Here is an 18,280-nt window from a genome sequence, read left to right as displayed (position 1 = left end):
GTACTGCCTGGACGCTACTCGGTGTGCGGGACCGTCGCCTCCTCGGCGTCCGGTCCGGGGTCGGGGTGGCGGCGGAGCTGGACGATGGCCAGTCCCAGGCCGCCCCAGACGATGACGATCGCGATGATCATCATGATGATGGCGCCGCCGGACATCAGCGGTCCTCCTCTCCGGGCCGCTTGCCCTTTCGGTGGCCCTCGGCCTCGTCGAGGGACTCCATGTCCAGGTCGCTCAGCCCGCCCTCGGCCGCCTTCCACGGGATGAGGGAGAGCAGCACGCCGACCACCAGCGCCGCGATCGCCACGCTCCAGCCCGCTCCCAGCAGGAAGTCGGTGGGGTAGCCCTCGTAGTTCTCGTCGAACTCCGAGCGCAGGCTGTCGATCATCATCCAGCCCAGCACCAGCGGGGTGATGACACCGAGGCAGATCCGCCACCAGTGGCCGAGCCGCACGGCGGAGGTGGCGTCGGCGTCGCGTTGCAGTTCGGGCAGCTTGCGCATGAACCAGGCCACCGCGATCACGCCGACCAGCGCGGCCATCGCGATGCCGTACTGGTTGATGAAGTGGTCGGAGGCGTCGAGCAGGTAGACGCCCTCGTTGGTCGGGAACAGCAGGATGGAGGCCACCGCCACGGCGCCGCCCACGCCGAACACGGCGGGGGCGCGGCGCATGCCGGTGCGGTCCTGCACTGCGGAGACCACCACCTGGACGATCGAGATCAGCGAGGACAGACCCGCGATCACCAGGGACACGAAGAACAGCACGCCGAAGGCGCCGCCCAGCCACATCTCGGAGATGATCGTCGGGAAGGCGACGAACGCCAGCCCGAGCCCCGCGGTCGCCACGTCGCCGACCGGCACCCCCGCGGCCTGCGCCATGAAGCCCAGCGTGGCGAACACGCCGATGCCGGCGAGGATCTCGAAGGAGCTGTTGGCGAACCCGGCGACCAGGGCGGAGCCGGTGAGATCGGAGCGGCGCCGCAGATAGGACGCGTAGGTGATCATGATGCCGAAGCCGATCGACAGCGAGAAGAAGATCTGGCCGTAGGCGGCCACCCAGACGCTGCCGTTGGTCAGCTCCGACCAGTCGGGGCGGAAGAAGGCGTCCAGCCCCTGCGCCGCGCCGTCCAGGGTGAGGGCCCGGATCACCAGGACGACGAAGAAGACCACCAGCAGCGGGATGAAGACCTTGTTGGCCTTCTCGATGCCGCGCCGGATGCCGAACGCCAGGATGCCCAGCACCACGACCCAGACGGCGATGAGCGGCCACAGCACCCCGGAGACGTAGCCGGAGACGAAGCCCGGCGCCTCGGACGCCTTGAGGAAGCTGCCGAAGAGGAAGCCCTCCGGGTCGTCGCCCCAGGCCTGGTCGGCGGAGAAGCCGATGTAACGGACCGCCCAGGCGATGATGACCGCGTAGTACGTGGCGATCACGAAGGAGATCGCCACCTGCCACCACCCGAGCACCTCCGCCGGGCGCGCCATCTGCCGCAGCGCCGCCGGGGGAGACGTCCGGTATCTGCGCCCGATCGCGTATTCCATGATCAGCAGCGGGATACCGGCAGTGAGCAGGGCGATGAGATAAGGGAAGAGAAAGGCGCCGCCGCCGTTCTCGTAGGCGACGGCGGGAAAACGCCAGATGTTGCCGAGCCCGATGGCGGAGCCGATCGCCGCCAGCAGGAATCCCGTGCGTGTGGCCCATTGTTCGCGAGGGTGTTTCGTCATGTGTGTCCTCGTCGAGGGACGTTCCGATTGATCCACCGAACCTCTGCAACCTGAACTCCGACCGACGCTAACAGCGGTGACGGCATGATCACACCGTGTGTACACCCAGGCAGGTGGCACGCCCGGCACAATGGCGGCCATGCGTGCTGCCCGGCTGATCAAGATGGTGCTGCTGCTCCAGTCCCGGCCCTCCATGACGGCCGCCGAGCTCGCCCGTGAACTGGAGGTGTCGGAGCGGACGGTCACCCGGGACGCCCAGGCGCTGTCGGAGGCGGGCGTGCCGGTGTACGCGGACCGGGGCCGGGCCGGCGGCTACCGGCTGGTCGGCGGGTACCGGACGCGGCTGACCGGGCTGCACCGCGGCGAGGCCGAGGCGCTGTTCCTGTCCGGGGTGCCCGGGGCGCTGCGCGAGATGGGTCTGGAGGACGCCGCCTCGGCGGCCCGGCTGAAGGTGTCGGCGGCGCTGCTGCCGTCCCTGCGGGACGCCTCCCGGACGGCCTCCCAGCGGTTCCATCTGGACGCGCCCAGCTGGTTCAAGGAGCCGAAGACGCCCGAGCTGCTGCCGGCCGTCGCCGACGCGGTGTGGGACGACCGGCGGATCGGCGCCCGCTACCGGCGCGGGGAGGACGAGATCGTCCGGGAGCTGGAGCCGTACGGGCTCGTGCTGAAGGCGGGCGTCTGGTACCTGTGCGCCCGGGTGGCCGGGTCCGCGTCCTTCCGGGTGTACCGGATCGACCGGTTCACGGCGGTGGACGCGGACGGGGAGCGCTTCGAGCGGGAGCCGGACTTCGACCTGCCCGCGTTCTGGGAGGAGCGGGCCGAGCAGTTCGCGCGGTCCATCCTGCGGGCGCGGGTCGTGGTGCGGCTGTCGCCCGACGGTGTGCGGGCCCTGCCGTACGCCCTCGACGCGATGACCGCCCGGGAGGCACTGGCGGACGCCGACGCCCCGGACGAGAACGGCTGGGTGACCGTGACGCTGCCGGTGGAGTCCGAGGAGGTCGCCCACACCCAGCTGGCGGCCCTGGGCCCGGAGGTGGAGGTGCTGGCGCCGGAGAGCCTGCGCGAGCGGTTCGCCGCGGACGCGACACGGCTGGCCCGGCTCTACCGGCCCGAGGGCGGCACATAACGATCGTGCGCACTCCGGGTGCGTCCGTGTCCCCCAGGGCCGATGCTTGACCCGTGATGGACGAGACGGAGTTCTGGGAGCTGATCGACGATGCCCGGGAGGCCGCCGAGGGCGACCCGGAGGAGCAGGCCGACCTGCTCGTGGACCGGCTCGCCCAGCTGGATCCGGACTCGGTCCTGGACTTCGCCCGGCACTTCGAGTCCCGCTACAACCGCGCCTACCGCTGGGACCTGTGGGGCGCCGCCTGGGTGCTGCTCGACGGGGCGAGCGACGACGCCTTCGACTTCTTCCGGTGCTGGCTGATCGGGCAGGGCCGCGAGGTCTTCGAGGGCGCCGTGCACGACCCGGACGCGCTCGCCGATCTGCTGGGCGACTTCGACGAGGAGATCGACGGCGACGGCGAGGAACTCGGCTACGCGGCGGACGAGGCCTACGAGCAGCTCACCGGCGTGGTCGCCCCCGACTTGGAGGTCGCGCCGCCGCCCCCCGAACCCGAGGGCACCCCGCTCGACTTCGAGAACGAGGGGCTGCTCGCCGGGCGTTACCCCCGGCTGTGGCAGCGCTTCAGGGGCTGATCAGGCGACGCGGCGGCTGGTGTCGGACGGGATGTACGCGTGTACCGGATCGGCCCGCACCGCGTGGTGCAGCGGAGCGGCGTTGGCCTGGTCGAGGGCGGACGCGGTGACCGCCGCCGGGCCCAGGACGACCGTCACGGCCGCGCAGAGCACCGCCCAGGGGCCGCGCACGGCCCTCGCCCGCACACTCGCGCTCCCCGCGTCTGCCGGGGCTTTCGTACGACCGTCTTTCATGGCCCCCACCTCCAGTCGGCTGCCTGTGGGCATGACCGTAGGGGGGCCGGGATCTCAAGACGCCGCGCGTTCGCTGTGGCCTTCCTGTGGACCGTCGGGCCGGCCCTGGAGGCGGGCGGCGAGCTGTCTGATCTCGGGCAGGCGGGCGCGCAGGGCGGCGCCCGGGCAGCTGGTCATGTAGCCGTCGCTGTGACCCGCGAGGGCGGGAAGGCGGACGGTGGTGCCGGCCGCGTACCGGCTCAGGCCGTTGCTGGAGACCAGACGGACGTCCGCGCGCGGGTCCGTGCCGGTCAGGCCCAGCTTCCACGCGGACAGCGCGGCGATCGCGCGGATCATGGGCCGGGGCACGGGCATCCCCTCGGTGAAGGTGCCGAGGGCCGCGATGCCCGCGGTCCGGTGGTTGAAGCCCTGGGTGTGGGCGCCCGTGACCGCGCGTTCCACGCCCCCGGCGCGGCCCTCGTAGAGGGTGCCGCAGCGGTCGACGACGAAGTTGTAGCCGATGTCGTCCCAGTCGCGGGTGCCGGTCTGGCCGGTGTACAGACCCCGGATGATGCGGGGCGCGTCGGCGCAGTCGTAGCCGTTGGGCGAATCGGTGTGATGCACGAAGACGGCGGCGACCCGGTCGTCGTAGCGGGGGCGGGGTTGCGCGCGGGCGGCGTCGCCCAGCCACCGCGCTCTGGGCACGATGGGCGGGCGGGGAGCGGTGTGGGGCGCGGCGGTGGAACGGGCCGTGCCGGCGCGGGAGCCGGTCTCGGCGGCGTTCTCGACGCCGTGGGCGCACAGCACCAGCGCCACGGCGGCGGCAAGGCCCGGCAGGCAGCCGAGCACCACCCGGGCCGCGCGCGGCAGGCCGGGTGTCCCGGCGACGGAGGGCCTGCGTGCGCCACGCCGTCTTCGCACGACACGCATGGTCCCACTGTCGGCCTGATCCGGTCCGTCCGCGATGTGTGATGTGCCACCCGGTGGAACCATCGTCACGGTCCGCGACGTTTCTCCGTGTGCACGTCCGCGGGCCGATTCCGATCATCCCGCGCGCGTGTGACTGATCACCGGGCCCTCCCCCCGCGTATTAAGGGGTTCCGAGAGAAAGGCGGCGTGCGTGGACCTGCTCGACATCCTGCTGTTGCTGGTCGTTCTGGCCTACGCGGCGTCCGGGTACCGGCGCGGCCTGGTGGCCGGCTGCGTGTCGCTGGCGGGCTTCGTGGGCGGTGCGGTCGTCGGCGTGTGGATCCTGCCGTGGGTCATGGACCTGGCGGAGCCGGGCACGACGCGGGCGACGGTGACGGCGGTGTTCACGGTGCTGCTCCCGGCGGTGGTGGGGCACGAGCTGGCGGGGCGCCTCGCGCTGCGGCTGCGGCGGGAGCTGGACCGGGGACCGCTCAGGGTGGCGGACGGGCTCGGCGGGGCCGTGGCCAACTCGGTGGCCGTGCTGATCGTGGCGTGGGTGATCGCGAGTGTCCTGGGCGTGTCCTCGTCGCCGCTGGTCACCTCTGCGATCCGGGACTCGCGGCTGCTCGGCGCGGTGCAGCGGACGATGCCGGACACGACGCCGGCCTGGTTCTCGGGGGCCACGTCCGCGCTCACGCAGGCGGGCTTCCCGCAGGTCTTCAACCCCTTCGAGAACGAGTCGACGGCCGAGGTCGCCAAGCCCACCGGCGACAGCGTCACGGCCGCCGCCACCGAGGCCGCCAAGCGGAGCACGGTGAAGGTCGAGGGCGTCGCGGGCACTCAGGGCCGTGAGGGCAGCGGGTTCGTGTACGCGCGCGAGCGCGTGATGACCAACGCCCACGTGGTGGCCGGCATCGACGAGCCGACCGTGCAGATCGGCGGGGTCGGGCGGACGTACGAGGCGCGCGTGGTGCTCTTCGACCCGCAGAAGGACGTGGCCGTGCTGTACGTGCCGGATCTCGAGGCGCCCGTGCTGCGGTTCGACGACGACGCCGAGCGCGGCGACTCCGCGGTCGTCGCGGGCTATCCGCAGGACGGCGACCTGAACCTCCAGGCGGCCACGGTCGCGAACCGGGTGCGGGCGACGGGCCAGAACATCTACAACGACGGGACGGCCACCCGGGAGATCTACTCGATCCGCTCCACGGTCCGCCCGGGCAACTCCGGCGGCCCCCTGCTCACGACGGACGGCCGGGTGTTCGGCGTGGTCTTCGCCCGCTCCACCTCGGACGCCGAGACGGGCTACGTCCTGACGGCGGACGAGGTCGCCTCCGACGCGCGCGACGCCGCGGGCGCCACGGCACCGGTGGACACGGGCGAGCCGGCCGCCTAGGTGTTCACAGGAAGCGCCCCATGAACACGTCGTCGACGTACTTCCCGTCGAGCAGGAACTCCTCGGGCAGGATCCCCTCCGTCACGAACCCCTCGGCCTCGTAGAGGGCCCGGGCCGGGGTGTTGTGCGCGAGGACCCGCAGGGTGATGCGGCGTGCGCCGCGCCGTCGGGCCTCGTCGGTGGCGGCACGCACCAGCGCCCGCCCGACCCCCCGGCCGCGTGCCTCCTCGGCGACGGCGAGTCCCTGGATCTGGAGGACGTGCCGGTTCGAGTCGAGCGGAGTGGGGAAGCCGAGGTGGACATAGCCCGCGAGCCGGTCGCCGAGCTCGGCGACCAGACAGTCACCGGGGGTGTGCCGCTCGCTGAAGAAGGGAGCGTACGGCGGCTGCGGCTCGGGCATCACCGCGTGCAGGTGCGACCAGGTGAGACGGTCGAGCAGGGCCAGCTCGCCGTCGTCGTCGGGCCGGGCGGCGCGGATGCGCGGTGCGGGGAGCTCGGGCATGTGCGTCACCCTACGGCGAGCGGATCGAGGCCTTGCAAGGGATTTACGCAGCCACCCGGCAGGATGGGTTCATGGAGCGTTCAAGAGTGGCGGTGGCGGGTGCGTCCGGCCTCATCGGCAGTGCCCTGGTGCGGTCCCTGACCGCCGACGGACACGAGGTGCGCCGCCTGGTGCGTGGCACGCCCCGGGCGGCCGGGGAGATCCGCTGGGACTCCGAGGGCGGGCACGTGGACGCGGCCGGGCTCGCCGGGTGCCACGCGGTGGTGAACCTCGCGGGGGCCGGCGTCGGCAACCGGCGCTGGACGGAGGCCTACAAGCGGCGGATCCGCGACAGCCGGGTGAAGGGCACCGCGGCGCTCGCCGAGGCGATCGCCTCGCTGGAGGGCGCGAACCGGCCGCGGGTCTTCGTGAACGGCAGCGCCATCGGCTACTACGGCGAGACCGGCGAGCGGGCGGTGGACGAAAGCGCGCCCCCGGGAGAGGGCTTCCTGCCGGAGCTGTGCGTGGAGTGGGAGGGGGCCGCCGCACCCGCCCAGGAGGCCGGTGTGCGCACGGTGTTCACACGGACCGGGCTGGTCGTCTCCCGTGCGGGCGGAGCCTGGCAGCGGCTCTTCCCGCTGTTCCGGGCGGGACTGGGCGGACGGATGGGCGACGGGCGGCAGTACTGGTCGTACATCGCCCTGCACGACGAGGTCGCCGCGATCCGGCATCTCATCGACACCGACGGCCTGTCCGGGCCGTTCAACGTCACCGTCCCGAACCCCCTGACGAACGGTGAGATCACGGCGGCGATGGGACGCGTGCTGCATCGCCCGACGCTGTTCGCGGTGCCCGCGCCCGTCCTGCGGAGCGTGCTCGGCGAGATGGCCGGGGACGTCCTCGGCAGCGCCCGGGTGCTGCCCACGCGCCTGCTGGAGTCGGGCTTCCGGTTCGCGTTCCCGGAGATCGAGGGAGCGATCCGGGCGGCGCTCTGACACCCCCGGGTCGTGTTCTTCCGCGGTCCCGCAAGAGGTCCGCCGGTCTCCGGGCCCGGCCGCAAGGGGCCCTCGCGACGCGGACCGGCCGTCTGTCCGAGATCCGACCGGCAGGTCCGAGACAGCTCCTCGCCCCGCGCACCAGCCTCCTGCGACCACTTCATGCCCACGAGGCATCCGTATGCGACCGCCGTGCGACCGTGCCCTGTTCATGCGCGACTCCCGCTGACCGATCACGGCCCTACCCTCGACCAGAACTCGCGTATCCCTGCGGCCTGTTGAGGGCATGACGTCTCCAGCGCCCGCGCAACCTCGAGGAGGGGCACGTGCTTGAGCCCGCGTACCAGGCGGACGTGGTCGTCGTGGGGGCCGGGGTCGCCGGACTCTCGGCCGCGCACCGGCTGACCCGCGCAGGAGTGACGACCATGGTCCTGGAGGCCGCCCATGGGGTCGGCGGCAGGATGGCGACGGAGAAGATCGACGGCTTCCGACTCGACCGGGTCGGCCAGTTGCTGTCGACGGCGTATCCGGAACTACGGCGCACGCCGGGTCTCGACGGGCTGGTGCTGCGGCCCTTCGCGCCCGGCGTGCTGCTGCACGGCGACGGACGCCACCACCGGGCCGGCGTCCAGCCGGGCGCGGGGGGCGCACGGGGCGCACTGCACGCGGTGCGCGCCCTGGCGACTGTTCCCCGGCCGCCGTCCGCGCCCAGGCCGCTCAGGCGGCCGGTGGCCGTGCCCGGACGACAGGTCTCCGTCCCCCGGAGCCGGTCCGGTGCCCCGCTCGGCACGGCGGTCGACCAGGCCCGGCTGGGTGCCGCCCTGACCCGGCTGGCGGGCACACCCGCCGAACGGCTGCTGGCCCGCCCGGAGTTGCCCGCCGGTGAGGCCCTGGCGGCACGCGGGCTGCCCGCCCGTACGATCGACGGCTTTCTGCGTCCGCTGCTCGCCGCCCTGCTGTGCGACCCGGGCCTGACGACCTCCAGCCGGTGCGCGGACCTCGCGCTGCGTTCCTTCGCCCGGGGCCGGCTGTGCCTGCCGGAGGGCGGTGCCGAGGCCCTGCCGGAGCTGCTCGCGCGCACACTGCCGCCGGGCACGGTGCACACCGGCGTGCGCGTCACCTCCGTCTCGACGACCTCGGTGACCACCGCCGAGCACGGCGAGATCCGGTGCCGGGCGGTGCTGGTGGCGACGGACGCCCGGGCCGCGGCGGAGCTGTTGCCGGGCCTTCGGGTGCCGGAGTTCCATCCGGTGACGGTGGTGCACCACACGACCGACGAGCCGCCCGAGACGGAGGCGTCGCTGCTGCTCGACGCGGACCTGGGCGGGCCGGTCGCCCATACGGCGGTGATCAGCCGGGTCGATCCGTCCCGGGCGCCGGCGGGACGGGCGCTGGTGTCCTCGACGGTGCTGGGACGGCCGCCGGGGGACGTCGACACGGCGGTGCGCATGCATCTGGCGCGGCTGTACGGGGTGTCGACGGCCCGGTGGGAGACGCTGGCCGTGCACCACACGGCCGAGGCGGTGCCGGCGATGCGGCCGCCGCACGACCTGCGGCGGCCGGTGCGCTTGCTTGCGGGCCTGTACGTGTGCGGGGATCACCGGGACACCAGTACGGTCCAGGGCGCTCTGCACTCCGGGCATCGGGCGTCGGCGGCGATTCTGACGGACTTGGGGGCGGGGCGGTCGATGCACGCTGCCGACCCGCTGCCGACCGTGCCGCGGGCTGCCTAGCGCCGCAGCACGCAACGTTCGCCCCGTCGCGACGCCCGGCACGCTCCCCCGTTCTCGGCTTCGCTCGAACGGGAGGGGCCCCCACCGCCGCACCGGGCACAAGCCCAAGTACACCCGGTACGAGGGCTTGCACCCGGCACTCCCCCAAGCTCTTCGAGCAGGGGGGGACCCCCAGAGCACGCACCGGACGCCGCTCCTTGACGGGCAAACGTGGCCTGCCGCGGCACGAGCGCCGCAGCAGGCTCGTCGGGCGCGGGTGCATCGTCGTGGTGCGCGCGGTGCTCCGCGCCCCTGAGCCCTTCTACCCGAGGGCCGCCACCTTGTCCCGGTACGTGCGCACCGGGGCCGCGTCCTTGTACGGCTCCAGGCGCCGCTCGAAGTCCCTCACGTACTCCACCGCCCGGACCGAGCGCATCTCGGCCGCCTGGCCCGCCGCTTCCGCGGCGAGCTGGCAGGCCTGGTCGAGTTCACCGAGGCCCAGGCGGGCGGTGGCCAGGACGATCCGGCAGAAGAGGCGGCTGCGGGCGTAGGACGGGGCCCGCAGCTGCAGGGAACGTTCCGCGTGCTGGGCCGCGGCGCGGAACTGCTGAAGGTCGCGGTGGCAGTGGCCGAACTCGTCGGCGAGCTGTGCCTCGTCGAAGAACCTCGCCCAGTGCGGCACGTCGTCGCCGGGCCGGGCCGTCTCCAGGGCGCGTTCGGCGCGGACCAGGGCCGCGGTGCAGGCCCGGACCTCGCCGAGCACGCCGTGTCCGCGCGCCTCGGAGGCGTGCAGCAGTGCCTGGACGACGGGCGGGCCGGAGGTGCCGACGCCCTGCTGGGCCACGCGGGCGAGCTGGACGGCCTCCCGCCCGTGCCCGAGGTAGACGGCCTGGCGGCTCATGGTGACCAGCACATAGGCGCCGTACGTCCGGTCCCCGGCCGCCTGGGCGAGCCGCAGCGCCTGCACGAAGTAGCGCTGGGCGAGACCGTGCGCGGCGATGTCGTACGAGGTCCAGCCTGCGAGCCGGGTCAGGTCGGCGGCGGCCGCGAACAGCCGGCGGCCGGTCTGCTCCCCGTAGGTGCCGCGCAGCATGGGCTCGCACTCGTGCTCCAGGTAGCGCACGAGGGCCTGGCGGGCGTGGCCGCCGCCGTAGGCGTCGTCGAGGGTGCGGAACAGCTCCCCGACCGAGCGCAGGGCGGCGATGTCGCCGGTGGTGACCTTCTGGCCGGGGCCGCGTTCGGCCTGGCCGCGCTGGCGGGGTAGGGACGGCACGCCCTGCTCGGACGGGGCCGTGGGGCGCAGGAGGGGGCGGCCCTGCGCCGGGATGCGGGCGGCGGCCGGCTCGCCCCGGGCGACCTTCTCGTCGGCGCGGCCGATCAGCCAGTCGCGGCTGGGCACCACGAGCCCGGCCGGGGTGAAGGCGATCTTGCGGAGCTCGGCGTGGCTGCCGGAGTCCTTGCGCCACAGCCCGCTGACGATGTCGACGGCCTCCTCGGGGGTGGCGGCGAACTCCAGCCCCGCGTAGACGGGGGCGCAGGCGTCCAGGCCGAGGTCCTGGGCGGTGAGGCGGCGGCCCAGGCGCCGGGTGAAGACCTCGGCGATCAGGGCGGGGGTGGTGCCACGGGGCTGCTGACCGCGCAGCCACCGGGTGACGGAGGTCTTGTCGTATCTGAGGTCGAGCCCGTGTTCGAGACCGAGCTGGTCCACGCGACGGGCGAGTCCCGCGTTGGAGAACCCCGCTTCTGCGATGAGCGCGGCGAGCTGTCGGTTGGGGGTGCGCTGCGCGGGTCGTTCCGTCATCTGCGGTGCGGTCTCCTGCCTTACGGCCTTCGTGATGTGCGCGGGATTGCCTGTGAGCAGGCCTTATGCCTTGCCGAACGGCGCGAATGTAGCGGAGAGTAAGCACCCCATCACACATTTTGGCGGACATTCATCCGATCGTGTGAGGATTGGTCCCGGGACTGACGCGTCCGGACCGGACGTACAGTGGCTTGGGCGCGATACGTGCCTTACACACCCGTCCGAGGGAGGCGCTTGCCGTGAGTGAGTTGCGGTTCGTCCGCATGGGGTTCGGTGACGAGGCCGTCGAGTACCAGGAGGCGTGGGACGAGCAGCGCCGGGTGCACGCGGCGCGCTTCGCGGACGAGGTCCCCGACACCGTACTGCTCCTGGAGCACCCGCCGGTCTACACGGCCGGGCGGCGCACGGCGGACGACGAACGGCCCCTCGACGGCACGCCGGTCATCGACGTGGACCGCGGCGGCAAGATCACCTGGCACGGCCCCGGCCAGCTGGTGGGCTACCCGATCCAGAAGCTCCCGCGCCCGGTGGACGTCGTGGCGCACGTACGCCGCCTCGAAGAGGCCCTGATCCGTACCTGCGCGGACTTCGGCCTGGAGACCAGCCGGGTCGAGGGCCGCAGCGGCGTGTGGATCCTGGGCGACCCGGTCGAGCGGCGCCCCGCGCTCGGCGGACTGTCGCTGGACTTCGACCCCCGGCTGCACGACGAGGAGTTCGACCCGCGCATGAACGGCCCCGAGTACGCGCCGTCCAACGCGGGCCAGCGCCGCGAGGACCGCAAGATCGCCGCGATCGGCATCCGGGTGGCCAAGGGCGTCACGATGCATGGCTTCGCGCTCAACGTGAACCCCGACAACAAGTGGTTCGACCGGATCATCCCGTGCGGCATCCGCGACGCGGGCGTCGCCTCGCTGGCCGGCGAGCTCGGCCGGGACGTGACGATCGAGGAGGTCCTGCCGGTGGTCGAACGCCATCTGCGGGAGGTCCTGGAGCACGCGGAGCCGAAGCCGCGCGAGATCGAGAAGACGCCGGCGGCATAAAACGGCCCGTGGCGGAGCTGGAGGGGTAGCGCCACACAGGCATTCAAATCAACGGGCGTACCCTTGAGGACGCCGAAGAATCAATCGCTAGGGAGCCGGTCGTGTCCGCAGTCGCACCCGACGGACGCAAGATGCTGCGCCTGGAGGTCCGCAACAGCCAGACCCCCATCGAGCGCAAGCCCGAGTGGATCAAGACCCGGGCGAAAATGGGCCCCGAGTACACCGCGATGCAGAAGCTCGTGAAGAGCGAGGGCCTGCACACGGTCTGCCAGGAAGCCGGCTGCCCCAACATCTACGAGTGCTGGGAGGACCGCGAGGCGACCTTCCTCATCGGCGGCGACCAGTGCACCCGGCGCTGTGACTTCTGCCAGATCGACACCGGCAAGCCCGAGGCGCTCGACCGCGACGAGCCCCGCCGCGTCGGCGAGTCCGTGGTCACGATGGACCTGAACTACGCCACGATCACCGGCGTCGCCCGCGACGACCTGGAGGACGGCGGCGCCTGGCTGTACGCCGAGACCGTGCGCCAGATCCACCAGCAGACCGCGGGCCGCGAGGCCGGCCGGACGAAGGTCGAGCTGCTGGCCCCGGACTTCAACGCGATCCCCGAGCAGCTGGCGGAGGTCTTCTCCTCCCGGCCCGAGGTCTTCGCGCACAACGTCGAGACGGTCCCGCGGATCTTCAAGCGCATCCGCCCCGGCTTCCGCTACGAGCGCTCCCTGAAGGTGATCACCGAGGCCCGCGACTACGGGCTGGTCACCAAGTCGAACCTGATCCTCGGCATGGGCGAGACCCGCGAGGAGGTCAGCGACGCGTTGCAGCAGCTGCACGAGGCGGGCTGCGAGCTGGTCACCATCACGCAGTATCTGCGGCCCTCCGTGCGTCACCACCCGGTGGAGCGCTGGGTCAAGCCGCAGGAGTTCGTCGAGCTGAAGGAGGAGGCCGAGCAGATCGGCTTCTCCGGCGTGATGTCCGGGCCGCTGGTGCGCTCCTCGTACCGCGCCGGGCGGCTCTACGGGATGGCCATGGAGCAGCGTCATTCGGCCGCTCCGCGGCGGGAGGACGGGCACGTCGCGGCACAGGCCGTCTGACGGACCGCCACCACCCCTGCCCACGCGGGGGCGGGACAAGCGTGTGAATTCGCGCACAAGAGACTACTCGCCGGTAGTGACCGATTTGACGCGGTCCTGACCGTCCTCGCAGATGAGGGCACATGTCAGGACCGCGTCGGCGTTCCACCACTGCGCGCCGGGGCTTCATGGGTGTTTGACCGGCCGGTCACGCCCTGGTAACACCAATCAGTGACGCTGAACTCACAGCACGTACACCCGCACCCGAGGGGGGACCTCACCCATGCAGGCCGCGCCGCCCGTCCGCGCCACCGCGATTCCGTCCTTCACGACCGCCCTGCGCGCCGTGGAGTCACTGCTGATGAGCAGCGGTCAGCGCACCGCCCGCCGCAACGCCTGGACCTCCGTGCTGGAGGACCGTCGTCGCGCCAAGGACCGGGTCGAGGCGCAGCGCGTCATCGAGCAGTCCCTGTCCGTCCACCCCTGACTTCCGGCCCTCCTCCAGGGGCCCCGGCGGACACTGCCGTCGTCGGCGCTTGTGGGGCCACGTAGACTTCGTGGCATGGCGAGGAAGGAACCCGCAGCGGACGCTGCGAACCCCGGGCGACTGAAGCAGATCGCTCTGACCTACAAGATGACCCGCAGGGCCGACAAGAAGATCGGTCTTGTACTCGCGGCAGTCGGAATCGTCACCTTCGGTGTCTTCCTCGCGATCGGTTTCTTGATCGGTCACCCCATCTATCTCGGCATCCTGGGCCTCCTGCTCGCCTTCCTCGCGTCGGCGATCGTGTTCGGGCGCCGGGCCGAGCGGGCCGCCTTCGGGCAGATGGAGGGACAGCCCGGTGCCGCCGCGGCGGTGCTGGACAACATCGGCCGTGGCTGGACGACGACCCCCGCGGTGGCGATGAACCGCAACCAGGACGTGGTGCACCGCGCGGTCGGCAAGGCCGGCATCGTGCTGATCGCCGAGGGCAACCCGAACCGGGTGAAGACCCTGGTGGCCGCCGAGAAGCGGAAGATGAACCGCATCGTGGCGGACGTCCCGGTGCACGACCTGCTCGTGGGCACGGGCGAGGGTCAGGTCGAGCTGAAGAAGCTGCGGACCACCATGCTGAAGCTCCCGCGCGTACTGACCGGCCCCCAGGTGACGTCCACCAACGACCGGCTGCGCGCCCTCGGTGACCTGATGAGCAACATGCCGCTGCCGAAGGGTCCGATGCCGAAGGGCATGCGGCTGCCCAAGGGCGGGCCGAAGGCGCGCTGACACCCCGCACACGACATGGACGAGGGGCGCCCGGATCGATCCGGGCGCCCCTCGTTCTCGGTTCCTGGCGCGTCGTTCTCGGTTCCTGGCGCGGTCGGGGTCAGATGCGGACCTCGACCGTGCCCGCCAGCCGGTCGTGCAGCCCGCGGCCGTCGCGGTCCCAGATCAGGGCCGGGATCGCGAGGAAGAGCAGGACCGTGCGCAGTGCGGCGCGCCACGGGCTGACCCGGCCGGTGTCCAGGGCCAGCACCCGCAGACCGAGGAGGCGCTTGCCCGGGGTGCAGCCGACCGTGCCGAGCGTGAGGACCATCAGCGCGAACATGATGAGCGGCGCCCAGATCTGGGCCGCCTCGTTGTAGCTCTGGGTGACGAGACCGTATGCGATCAGGAGGCACAGGCCCCAGTCGACGGCGAGGGCGACCAGCCGGCGGTCCGGGCGGGCGATCGAACCGGACCCTTCCTCGGGCAGACCGAGTTGCTCGCCCCGGTATCCGAAGTCGACACCGGCCTCTTCCGCGGCCGCGCGGGGCCCGGAAAGCCACGATCCGAGTGCTTGCCTGTTGTCCACCCGTCCACGGTACTGCGCCCGCAAATGCCCAGGGCACGGCGGGGTGTGTCCGGGCTAGGGTGGAGCGGGAGCCGGTTAACTTGTGCGAAACAAATGAGTCACGCCAGAGAAACCACCCGTCCCTAGGGTCGAGGTCAGCGTGTGCCACCCGCACTGGCCGCACGAACGAACTACCACCCCGGCGGGACGGTCGGGAGTAGGAGGAGCTGGATGTTCCAGAACGCCGACGAGGCCAAGAAGTTCATCGCGGACGAGGACGTCAAGTTCATCGACGTCCGCTTCTGCGACCTCCCGGGCGTGATGCAGCACTTCACGGTGCCTGCGGAGGCGTTCGACGCCGACGAGGAGCTGGCCTTCGACGGCTCCTCGATCCGGGGTTTCCAGGCCATTCACGAGTCCGACATGGCGCTGCGCGCGGACCTCACGACCGCCCGGGTCGACCCGTTCCGCCGTGACAAGACGCTGAACATCAACTTCTTCATCCACGACCCGATCACGGGCGAGCAGTACTCCCGTGACCCGCGCAACGTGGCGAAGAAGGCCGAGGCCTACCTCGCCTCGACCGGTATCGCCGACACCGCGTACTTCGGTCCCGAGGCCGAGTTCTACGTCTTCGACTCCGTCCGCTTCGCGACCAGCGCGAACGAGTCCTTCTACCACATCGACTCCGAGGCCGGCGCCTGGAACACCGGCGCCCTGGAGGACAACCGTGGTTACAAGGTCCGCTACAAGGGCGGCTACTTCCCGGTCCCGCCGGTCGACCACTTCGCCGACCTGCGCGCCGAGATCTCCCTGGAGCTGAACCGGGCCGGCCTGCAGGTCGAGCGCCAGCACCACGAGGTGGGCACCGCCGGCCAGGCCGAGATCAACTACAAGTTCAACACGCTGCTCGCCGCGGCCGACGACCTGCAGCTCTTCAAGTACATCGTGAAGAACGTGGCCTGGCGCAACGGCAAGACCGCGACCTTCATGCCGAAGCCGATCTTCGGTGACAACGGCTCGGGCATGCACGTCCACCAGTCGCTGTGGACCGGCGGCCAGCCGCTCTTCTATGACGAGGCCGGTTACGCGGGCCTGTCGGACACCGCCCGCTACTACATCGGCGGCATCCTCAAGCACGCCCCGTCGCTGCTGGCCTTCACCAACCCGACGGTGAACTCGTACCACCGCCTGGTGCCGGGCTTCGAGGCTCCGGTGAACCTGGTGTACTCGCAGCGCAACCGTTCCGCCGCGATGCGTATCCCGATCACGGGCTCGAACCCGAAGGCCAAGCGCGTGGAGTTCCGCGCGCCCGACGCCTCCGGCAACCCGTACCTGGCCTTCTCGGCGCTGCTGCTGGCAGGCCTGGACGGCATCAAGAACAAGATCGAGCCCGCCGAGCCGATCGACAAGGACCTGTACGAGCTGGCTCCCGAGGAGCACGCGAACGTCGCGCAGGTCCCGACCTCCCTCGGCGCGGTCCTGGACCGCCTGGAGGCCGACCACGAGTTCCTGCTCCAGGGCGACGTGTTCACCCCGGACCTGATCGAGACGTGGATCGACTTCAAGCGCGCGAACGAGATCGCGCCGCTGCAGCTGCGTCCGCACCCGCACGAGTTCGAGCTGTACTTCGACGTGTGATCGACGCCTGATCGAGGCATGACGCCCGCGCCCCCGCTGTCCTTTCCGACAGCGGGGGCGCGGGCGTATGTTCTATTCTTGGGGCAGGACTACACGGGGGTGTGGAGCAGGCATGTCCCAGCACGGACAGGACGACCAGGAGCGCGAGTTCGACCTCGGATGGGCGGACGGGGCCGAGCACAAGGAGCCCTCCGCCAGGGCTCGTATGCTCGCCGCGCGCTGGAAGGAAAACCCGCCCGGACCCGTGCCGTTCCGCCCCGAACCTGAAAACGTCTCGTCCCGCCACCGCTCCCCCTGGATCTCGACCGCCGTGGTGCTGGGCTGCGTGGTGGCGGTGATCCTGCTGCTGGGGTACCTCGACTTCAGGGCGCCGTAGCAGGGCACGTCCGGCGCCATGTCACGCGCCGGCCGCGCTCCGCAGGCCCTACGATCCCTCGAAACGGCAGGTGGGGCGGGGGGCGGGCATGAACGAGGACATCCGCAGCGGAGAAGCGGCCGCTGCGCGGCTGGCAAGGGGGGCGCTTCTCGGCGAGGTGCTCGACGTCGCCGATCCGGCCGCCTGGACCGGGCTCGACGCGGGCGTGCGGGCGTGGGGCCGGTACGGGGGCGGGAATCTGCCGGACCGGGCATGGGTGGAGGGGCTGGACGGGGCGACCGCGTCGCCTGGGCGGCCGGGAGTGCGCCGGCTGTTCCGGTCGTCCCGGTGGTATCCGGAGCCCGTCTCCGCGGCCTCGGTCGAGGCCCGGCTCGCCGTGGCGCTCTGCCACCCGGACGGCCGGACCCGTGAAGCGGCGCTCGCCCGGATCGCGGACCGCCCCGCGCTGCTGCCGCTGATGGTTGTGCGCGCCGCGGACTGGGCCGCGCCGGTGCGTGAGAGGGCCCGGGAACTGCTGCGGTCGGACCTGGACGGACGCACCGGTGTCGCGCTCGCGCCCCTGATCCTGCGCGTCGGCCGCCGCGAGCGGGGAGCGTATGGCGTCGAACTGCTCGGCGCGATGCTCAGCCGGGCGCCGCACACAGCGCTCTCCTCCCTGCTCCTCCACCCGGAGCGCGCCGTACGACGATTCGCGTACCGGCTGGCCGCCGAGAAGTCCCTGCTCTCCCCCGTCCGGCTCGCCCGTGCCGCCGCCCGGGACGACGACGTCGTCGTCCAGGACCTGTGCGCCGGGGCGGCCCTGGCCGCCGTGCGCGAGGACGGCGACTGCGCCGACGTACTCGAACCGCTGCTCGCCGCCCGCAACCCGCGGGCCCGGTCCGCCGGGGTCACGGCCCTGCGGCGGGCCGGGCGACCCGGGCGGGCGCTGGAGTTCCTGGCCGACCGGTCGGCCCTGGTGCGGGCCTGTGCGCGGTACGTCGTACGGCAGCACGGGACGGATCCCCTGCCCTGGTACCGGCAGCGATGCGCGGCGGCGGCAGACCCGGCGCTGCCGCCCGGCGCGGTCATCGGCCTGGCGGAGTGCGGGGAGCGCGGCGACGCCGGGTTGCTGCGGCCGTTGCTCACCCACGGCGTGCCGGCGGTACGGGCCCGGGCGGTGGCGGGTCTGCGGACACTGGACGTGACGGTCGTGGAGGACCTGCGGCCGCTTCTCGACGACCCCGCGCCGGGCGTCGTACGCGAGGTCACGGCCACTCTCCTGCCGTCCGCGGCCCTGCTGCCCGAGGCGTGGCTGACCGAGCGCCTCGCGCCGGAGCGGCCCCGGCATGTACGGATCGCCGCGCACCGGCTGGCACAGGCGCGGGGCCGGGTCGTGCGGCTCCCTGTCGGGCCCGGAGGCTGCTGCTAGCGTCCG

General features: G+C 72.2%; 19 protein-coding genes. 12 read left to right on the top strand and 7 right to left on the bottom strand.

The genetic code is table 11. The annotated features are described in order from the left end of the window. Positions 1–14 precede the first annotated feature (14 nt). Both QNO09_RS09130 and QNO09_RS09125 read right to left on the bottom strand, forming a co-directional pair. Entirely contained in the window at positions 15–155 is a 141-nt protein-coding gene (locus QNO09_RS09130) for a methionine/alanine import family NSS transporter small subunit (RefSeq protein ID WP_283969578.1), read from the bottom strand. Next, positions 155–1,723, bottom strand: coding sequence for a sodium-dependent transporter (locus QNO09_RS09125; protein WP_283969577.1), 1,569 nt, complete (start codon positions 1,721–1,723; stop codon positions 155–157). Before QNO09_RS09125 ends, QNO09_RS09130 begins: the two co-directional genes overlap by 1 nt. A 139-nt stretch (positions 1,724–1,862) precedes the next feature. On the opposite strand from QNO09_RS09125, the gene QNO09_RS09120 reads away from it, so the two are divergent. After that, positions 1,863–2,849: a helix-turn-helix transcriptional regulator gene (locus QNO09_RS09120; RefSeq protein WP_283969576.1), complete on the top strand. Its 987-nt coding sequence runs from the start codon at positions 1,863–1,865 to the stop codon at positions 2,847–2,849. 56 nt (positions 2,850–2,905) lie between these two features. After that, a complete protein-coding gene (locus QNO09_RS09115) occupies positions 2,906–3,424 on the top strand; it encodes a DUF4240 domain-containing protein (protein ID WP_283969826.1) in 519 nt (172 codons plus the stop codon). Here the strand turns inward: QNO09_RS09115 and QNO09_RS09110 are convergent, their stop codons facing one another. Both QNO09_RS09110 and QNO09_RS09105 read right to left on the bottom strand, forming a co-directional pair. After that, entirely contained in the window at positions 3,425–3,610 is a 186-nt protein-coding gene (locus QNO09_RS09110) for a hypothetical protein (protein ID WP_451523712.1), read from the bottom strand. A gap of 102 nt (positions 3,611–3,712) precedes the next feature. Then, positions 3,713–4,489, bottom strand: a complete 777-nt coding sequence (locus tag QNO09_RS09105; protein ID WP_283969825.1) for a peptidoglycan recognition protein family protein — start codon at positions 4,487–4,489, stop codon at positions 3,713–3,715. 268 nt (positions 4,490–4,757) lie between these two features. Between QNO09_RS09105 and QNO09_RS09100 the strand changes: the two genes are divergently transcribed. Continuing rightward, positions 4,758–5,939 carry a MarP family serine protease gene (locus tag QNO09_RS09100; protein WP_283969574.1) on the top strand — a complete coding sequence of 394 codons (1,182 nt, stop codon included), beginning with the start codon at positions 4,758–4,760 and terminating at the stop codon, positions 5,937–5,939. A gap of 4 nt (positions 5,940–5,943) precedes the next feature. Here QNO09_RS09100 and QNO09_RS09095 read toward each other — a convergent pair whose 3' ends face one another. After that, entirely contained in the window at positions 5,944–6,441 is a 498-nt protein-coding gene (locus tag QNO09_RS09095) for a GNAT family N-acetyltransferase (RefSeq protein WP_283969573.1), read from the bottom strand. Positions 6,442–6,512: 71 nt separating this feature from the next. Here QNO09_RS09095 and QNO09_RS09090 point away from each other — a divergent pair, with 71 nt between their 5' ends. After that, complete coding sequence (locus QNO09_RS09090; RefSeq protein WP_283969572.1) at positions 6,513–7,415, top strand: TIGR01777 family oxidoreductase; 903 nt, start codon at positions 6,513–6,515, stop codon at positions 7,413–7,415. A 326-nt stretch (positions 7,416–7,741) separates the two neighbouring features. After that, positions 7,742–9,148 carry an NAD(P)/FAD-dependent oxidoreductase gene (locus tag QNO09_RS09085; RefSeq protein WP_283969571.1) on the top strand — a complete coding sequence of 469 codons (1,407 nt, stop codon included), beginning with the start codon at positions 7,742–7,744 and terminating at the stop codon, positions 9,146–9,148. Between the two features lie 301 nt (positions 9,149–9,449). Here the strand turns inward: QNO09_RS09085 and QNO09_RS09080 are convergent, their stop codons facing one another. After that, positions 9,450–10,928, bottom strand: a complete 1,479-nt coding sequence (locus QNO09_RS09080; RefSeq protein ID WP_283969570.1) for an NsdA family TPR-like regulatory protein — start codon at positions 10,926–10,928, stop codon at positions 9,450–9,452. Between the two features lie 239 nt (positions 10,929–11,167). Here QNO09_RS09080 and lipB point away from each other — a divergent pair, with 239 nt between their 5' ends. The 4 genes from lipB (at position 11,168) to QNO09_RS09060 (ending at position 14,302) form a co-directional block, all read left to right on the top strand. Then, a complete protein-coding gene (gene lipB, locus QNO09_RS09075; RefSeq protein ID WP_283969569.1) occupies positions 11,168–11,968 on the top strand; it encodes a lipoyl(octanoyl) transferase LipB in 801 nt (266 codons plus the stop codon). Between the two features lie 101 nt (positions 11,969–12,069). Further along, a complete protein-coding gene (gene lipA / locus QNO09_RS09070; protein WP_283969568.1) occupies positions 12,070–13,059 on the top strand; it encodes a lipoyl synthase in 990 nt (329 codons plus the stop codon). A 262-nt stretch (positions 13,060–13,321) separates the two neighbouring features. Further along, positions 13,322–13,525, top strand: a complete 204-nt coding sequence (locus QNO09_RS09065; RefSeq protein WP_283969567.1) for an SCO2195 family GlnR-regulated protein — start codon at positions 13,322–13,324, stop codon at positions 13,523–13,525. A gap of 75 nt (positions 13,526–13,600) precedes the next feature. Then, complete coding sequence (locus tag QNO09_RS09060; protein ID WP_283969566.1) at positions 13,601–14,302, top strand: DUF4191 domain-containing protein; 702 nt, start codon at positions 13,601–13,603, stop codon at positions 14,300–14,302. A 100-nt stretch (positions 14,303–14,402) separates the two neighbouring features. Here the strand turns inward: QNO09_RS09060 and QNO09_RS09055 are convergent, their stop codons facing one another. Continuing rightward, positions 14,403–14,870, bottom strand: coding sequence for an RDD family protein (locus tag QNO09_RS09055; protein ID WP_283969565.1), 468 nt, complete (start codon positions 14,868–14,870; stop codon positions 14,403–14,405). Positions 14,871–15,080: 210 nt separating this feature from the next. Here QNO09_RS09055 and glnA point away from each other — a divergent pair, with 210 nt between their 5' ends. The 3 genes from glnA (at position 15,081) to QNO09_RS09040 (ending at position 18,274) form a co-directional block, all read left to right on the top strand. Then, positions 15,081–16,490: a type I glutamate--ammonia ligase gene (glnA, locus tag QNO09_RS09050; RefSeq protein WP_283969564.1), complete on the top strand. Its 1,410-nt coding sequence runs from the start codon at positions 15,081–15,083 to the stop codon at positions 16,488–16,490. Positions 16,491–16,602: 112 nt separating this feature from the next. After that, positions 16,603–16,866 carry an SCO2583/SCO2584 N-terminal domain-containing protein gene (locus tag QNO09_RS09045; RefSeq protein WP_283969563.1) on the top strand — a complete coding sequence of 88 codons (264 nt, stop codon included), beginning with the start codon at positions 16,603–16,605 and terminating at the stop codon, positions 16,864–16,866. An 88-nt stretch (positions 16,867–16,954) separates the two neighbouring features. Further along, positions 16,955–18,274 carry a hypothetical protein gene (locus tag QNO09_RS09040; protein WP_283969562.1) on the top strand — a complete coding sequence of 440 codons (1,320 nt, stop codon included), beginning with the start codon at positions 16,955–16,957 and terminating at the stop codon, positions 18,272–18,274. Positions 18,275–18,280 lie beyond the last annotated feature (6 nt).

It is taken from the genome of Streptomyces sp. 378, assembly GCF_030124145.1.
Classification (GTDB): domain Bacteria; phylum Actinomycetota; class Actinomycetes; order Streptomycetales; family Streptomycetaceae; genus Streptomyces.
This window is presented reverse-complemented; position numbering and strand designations above follow the sequence as displayed.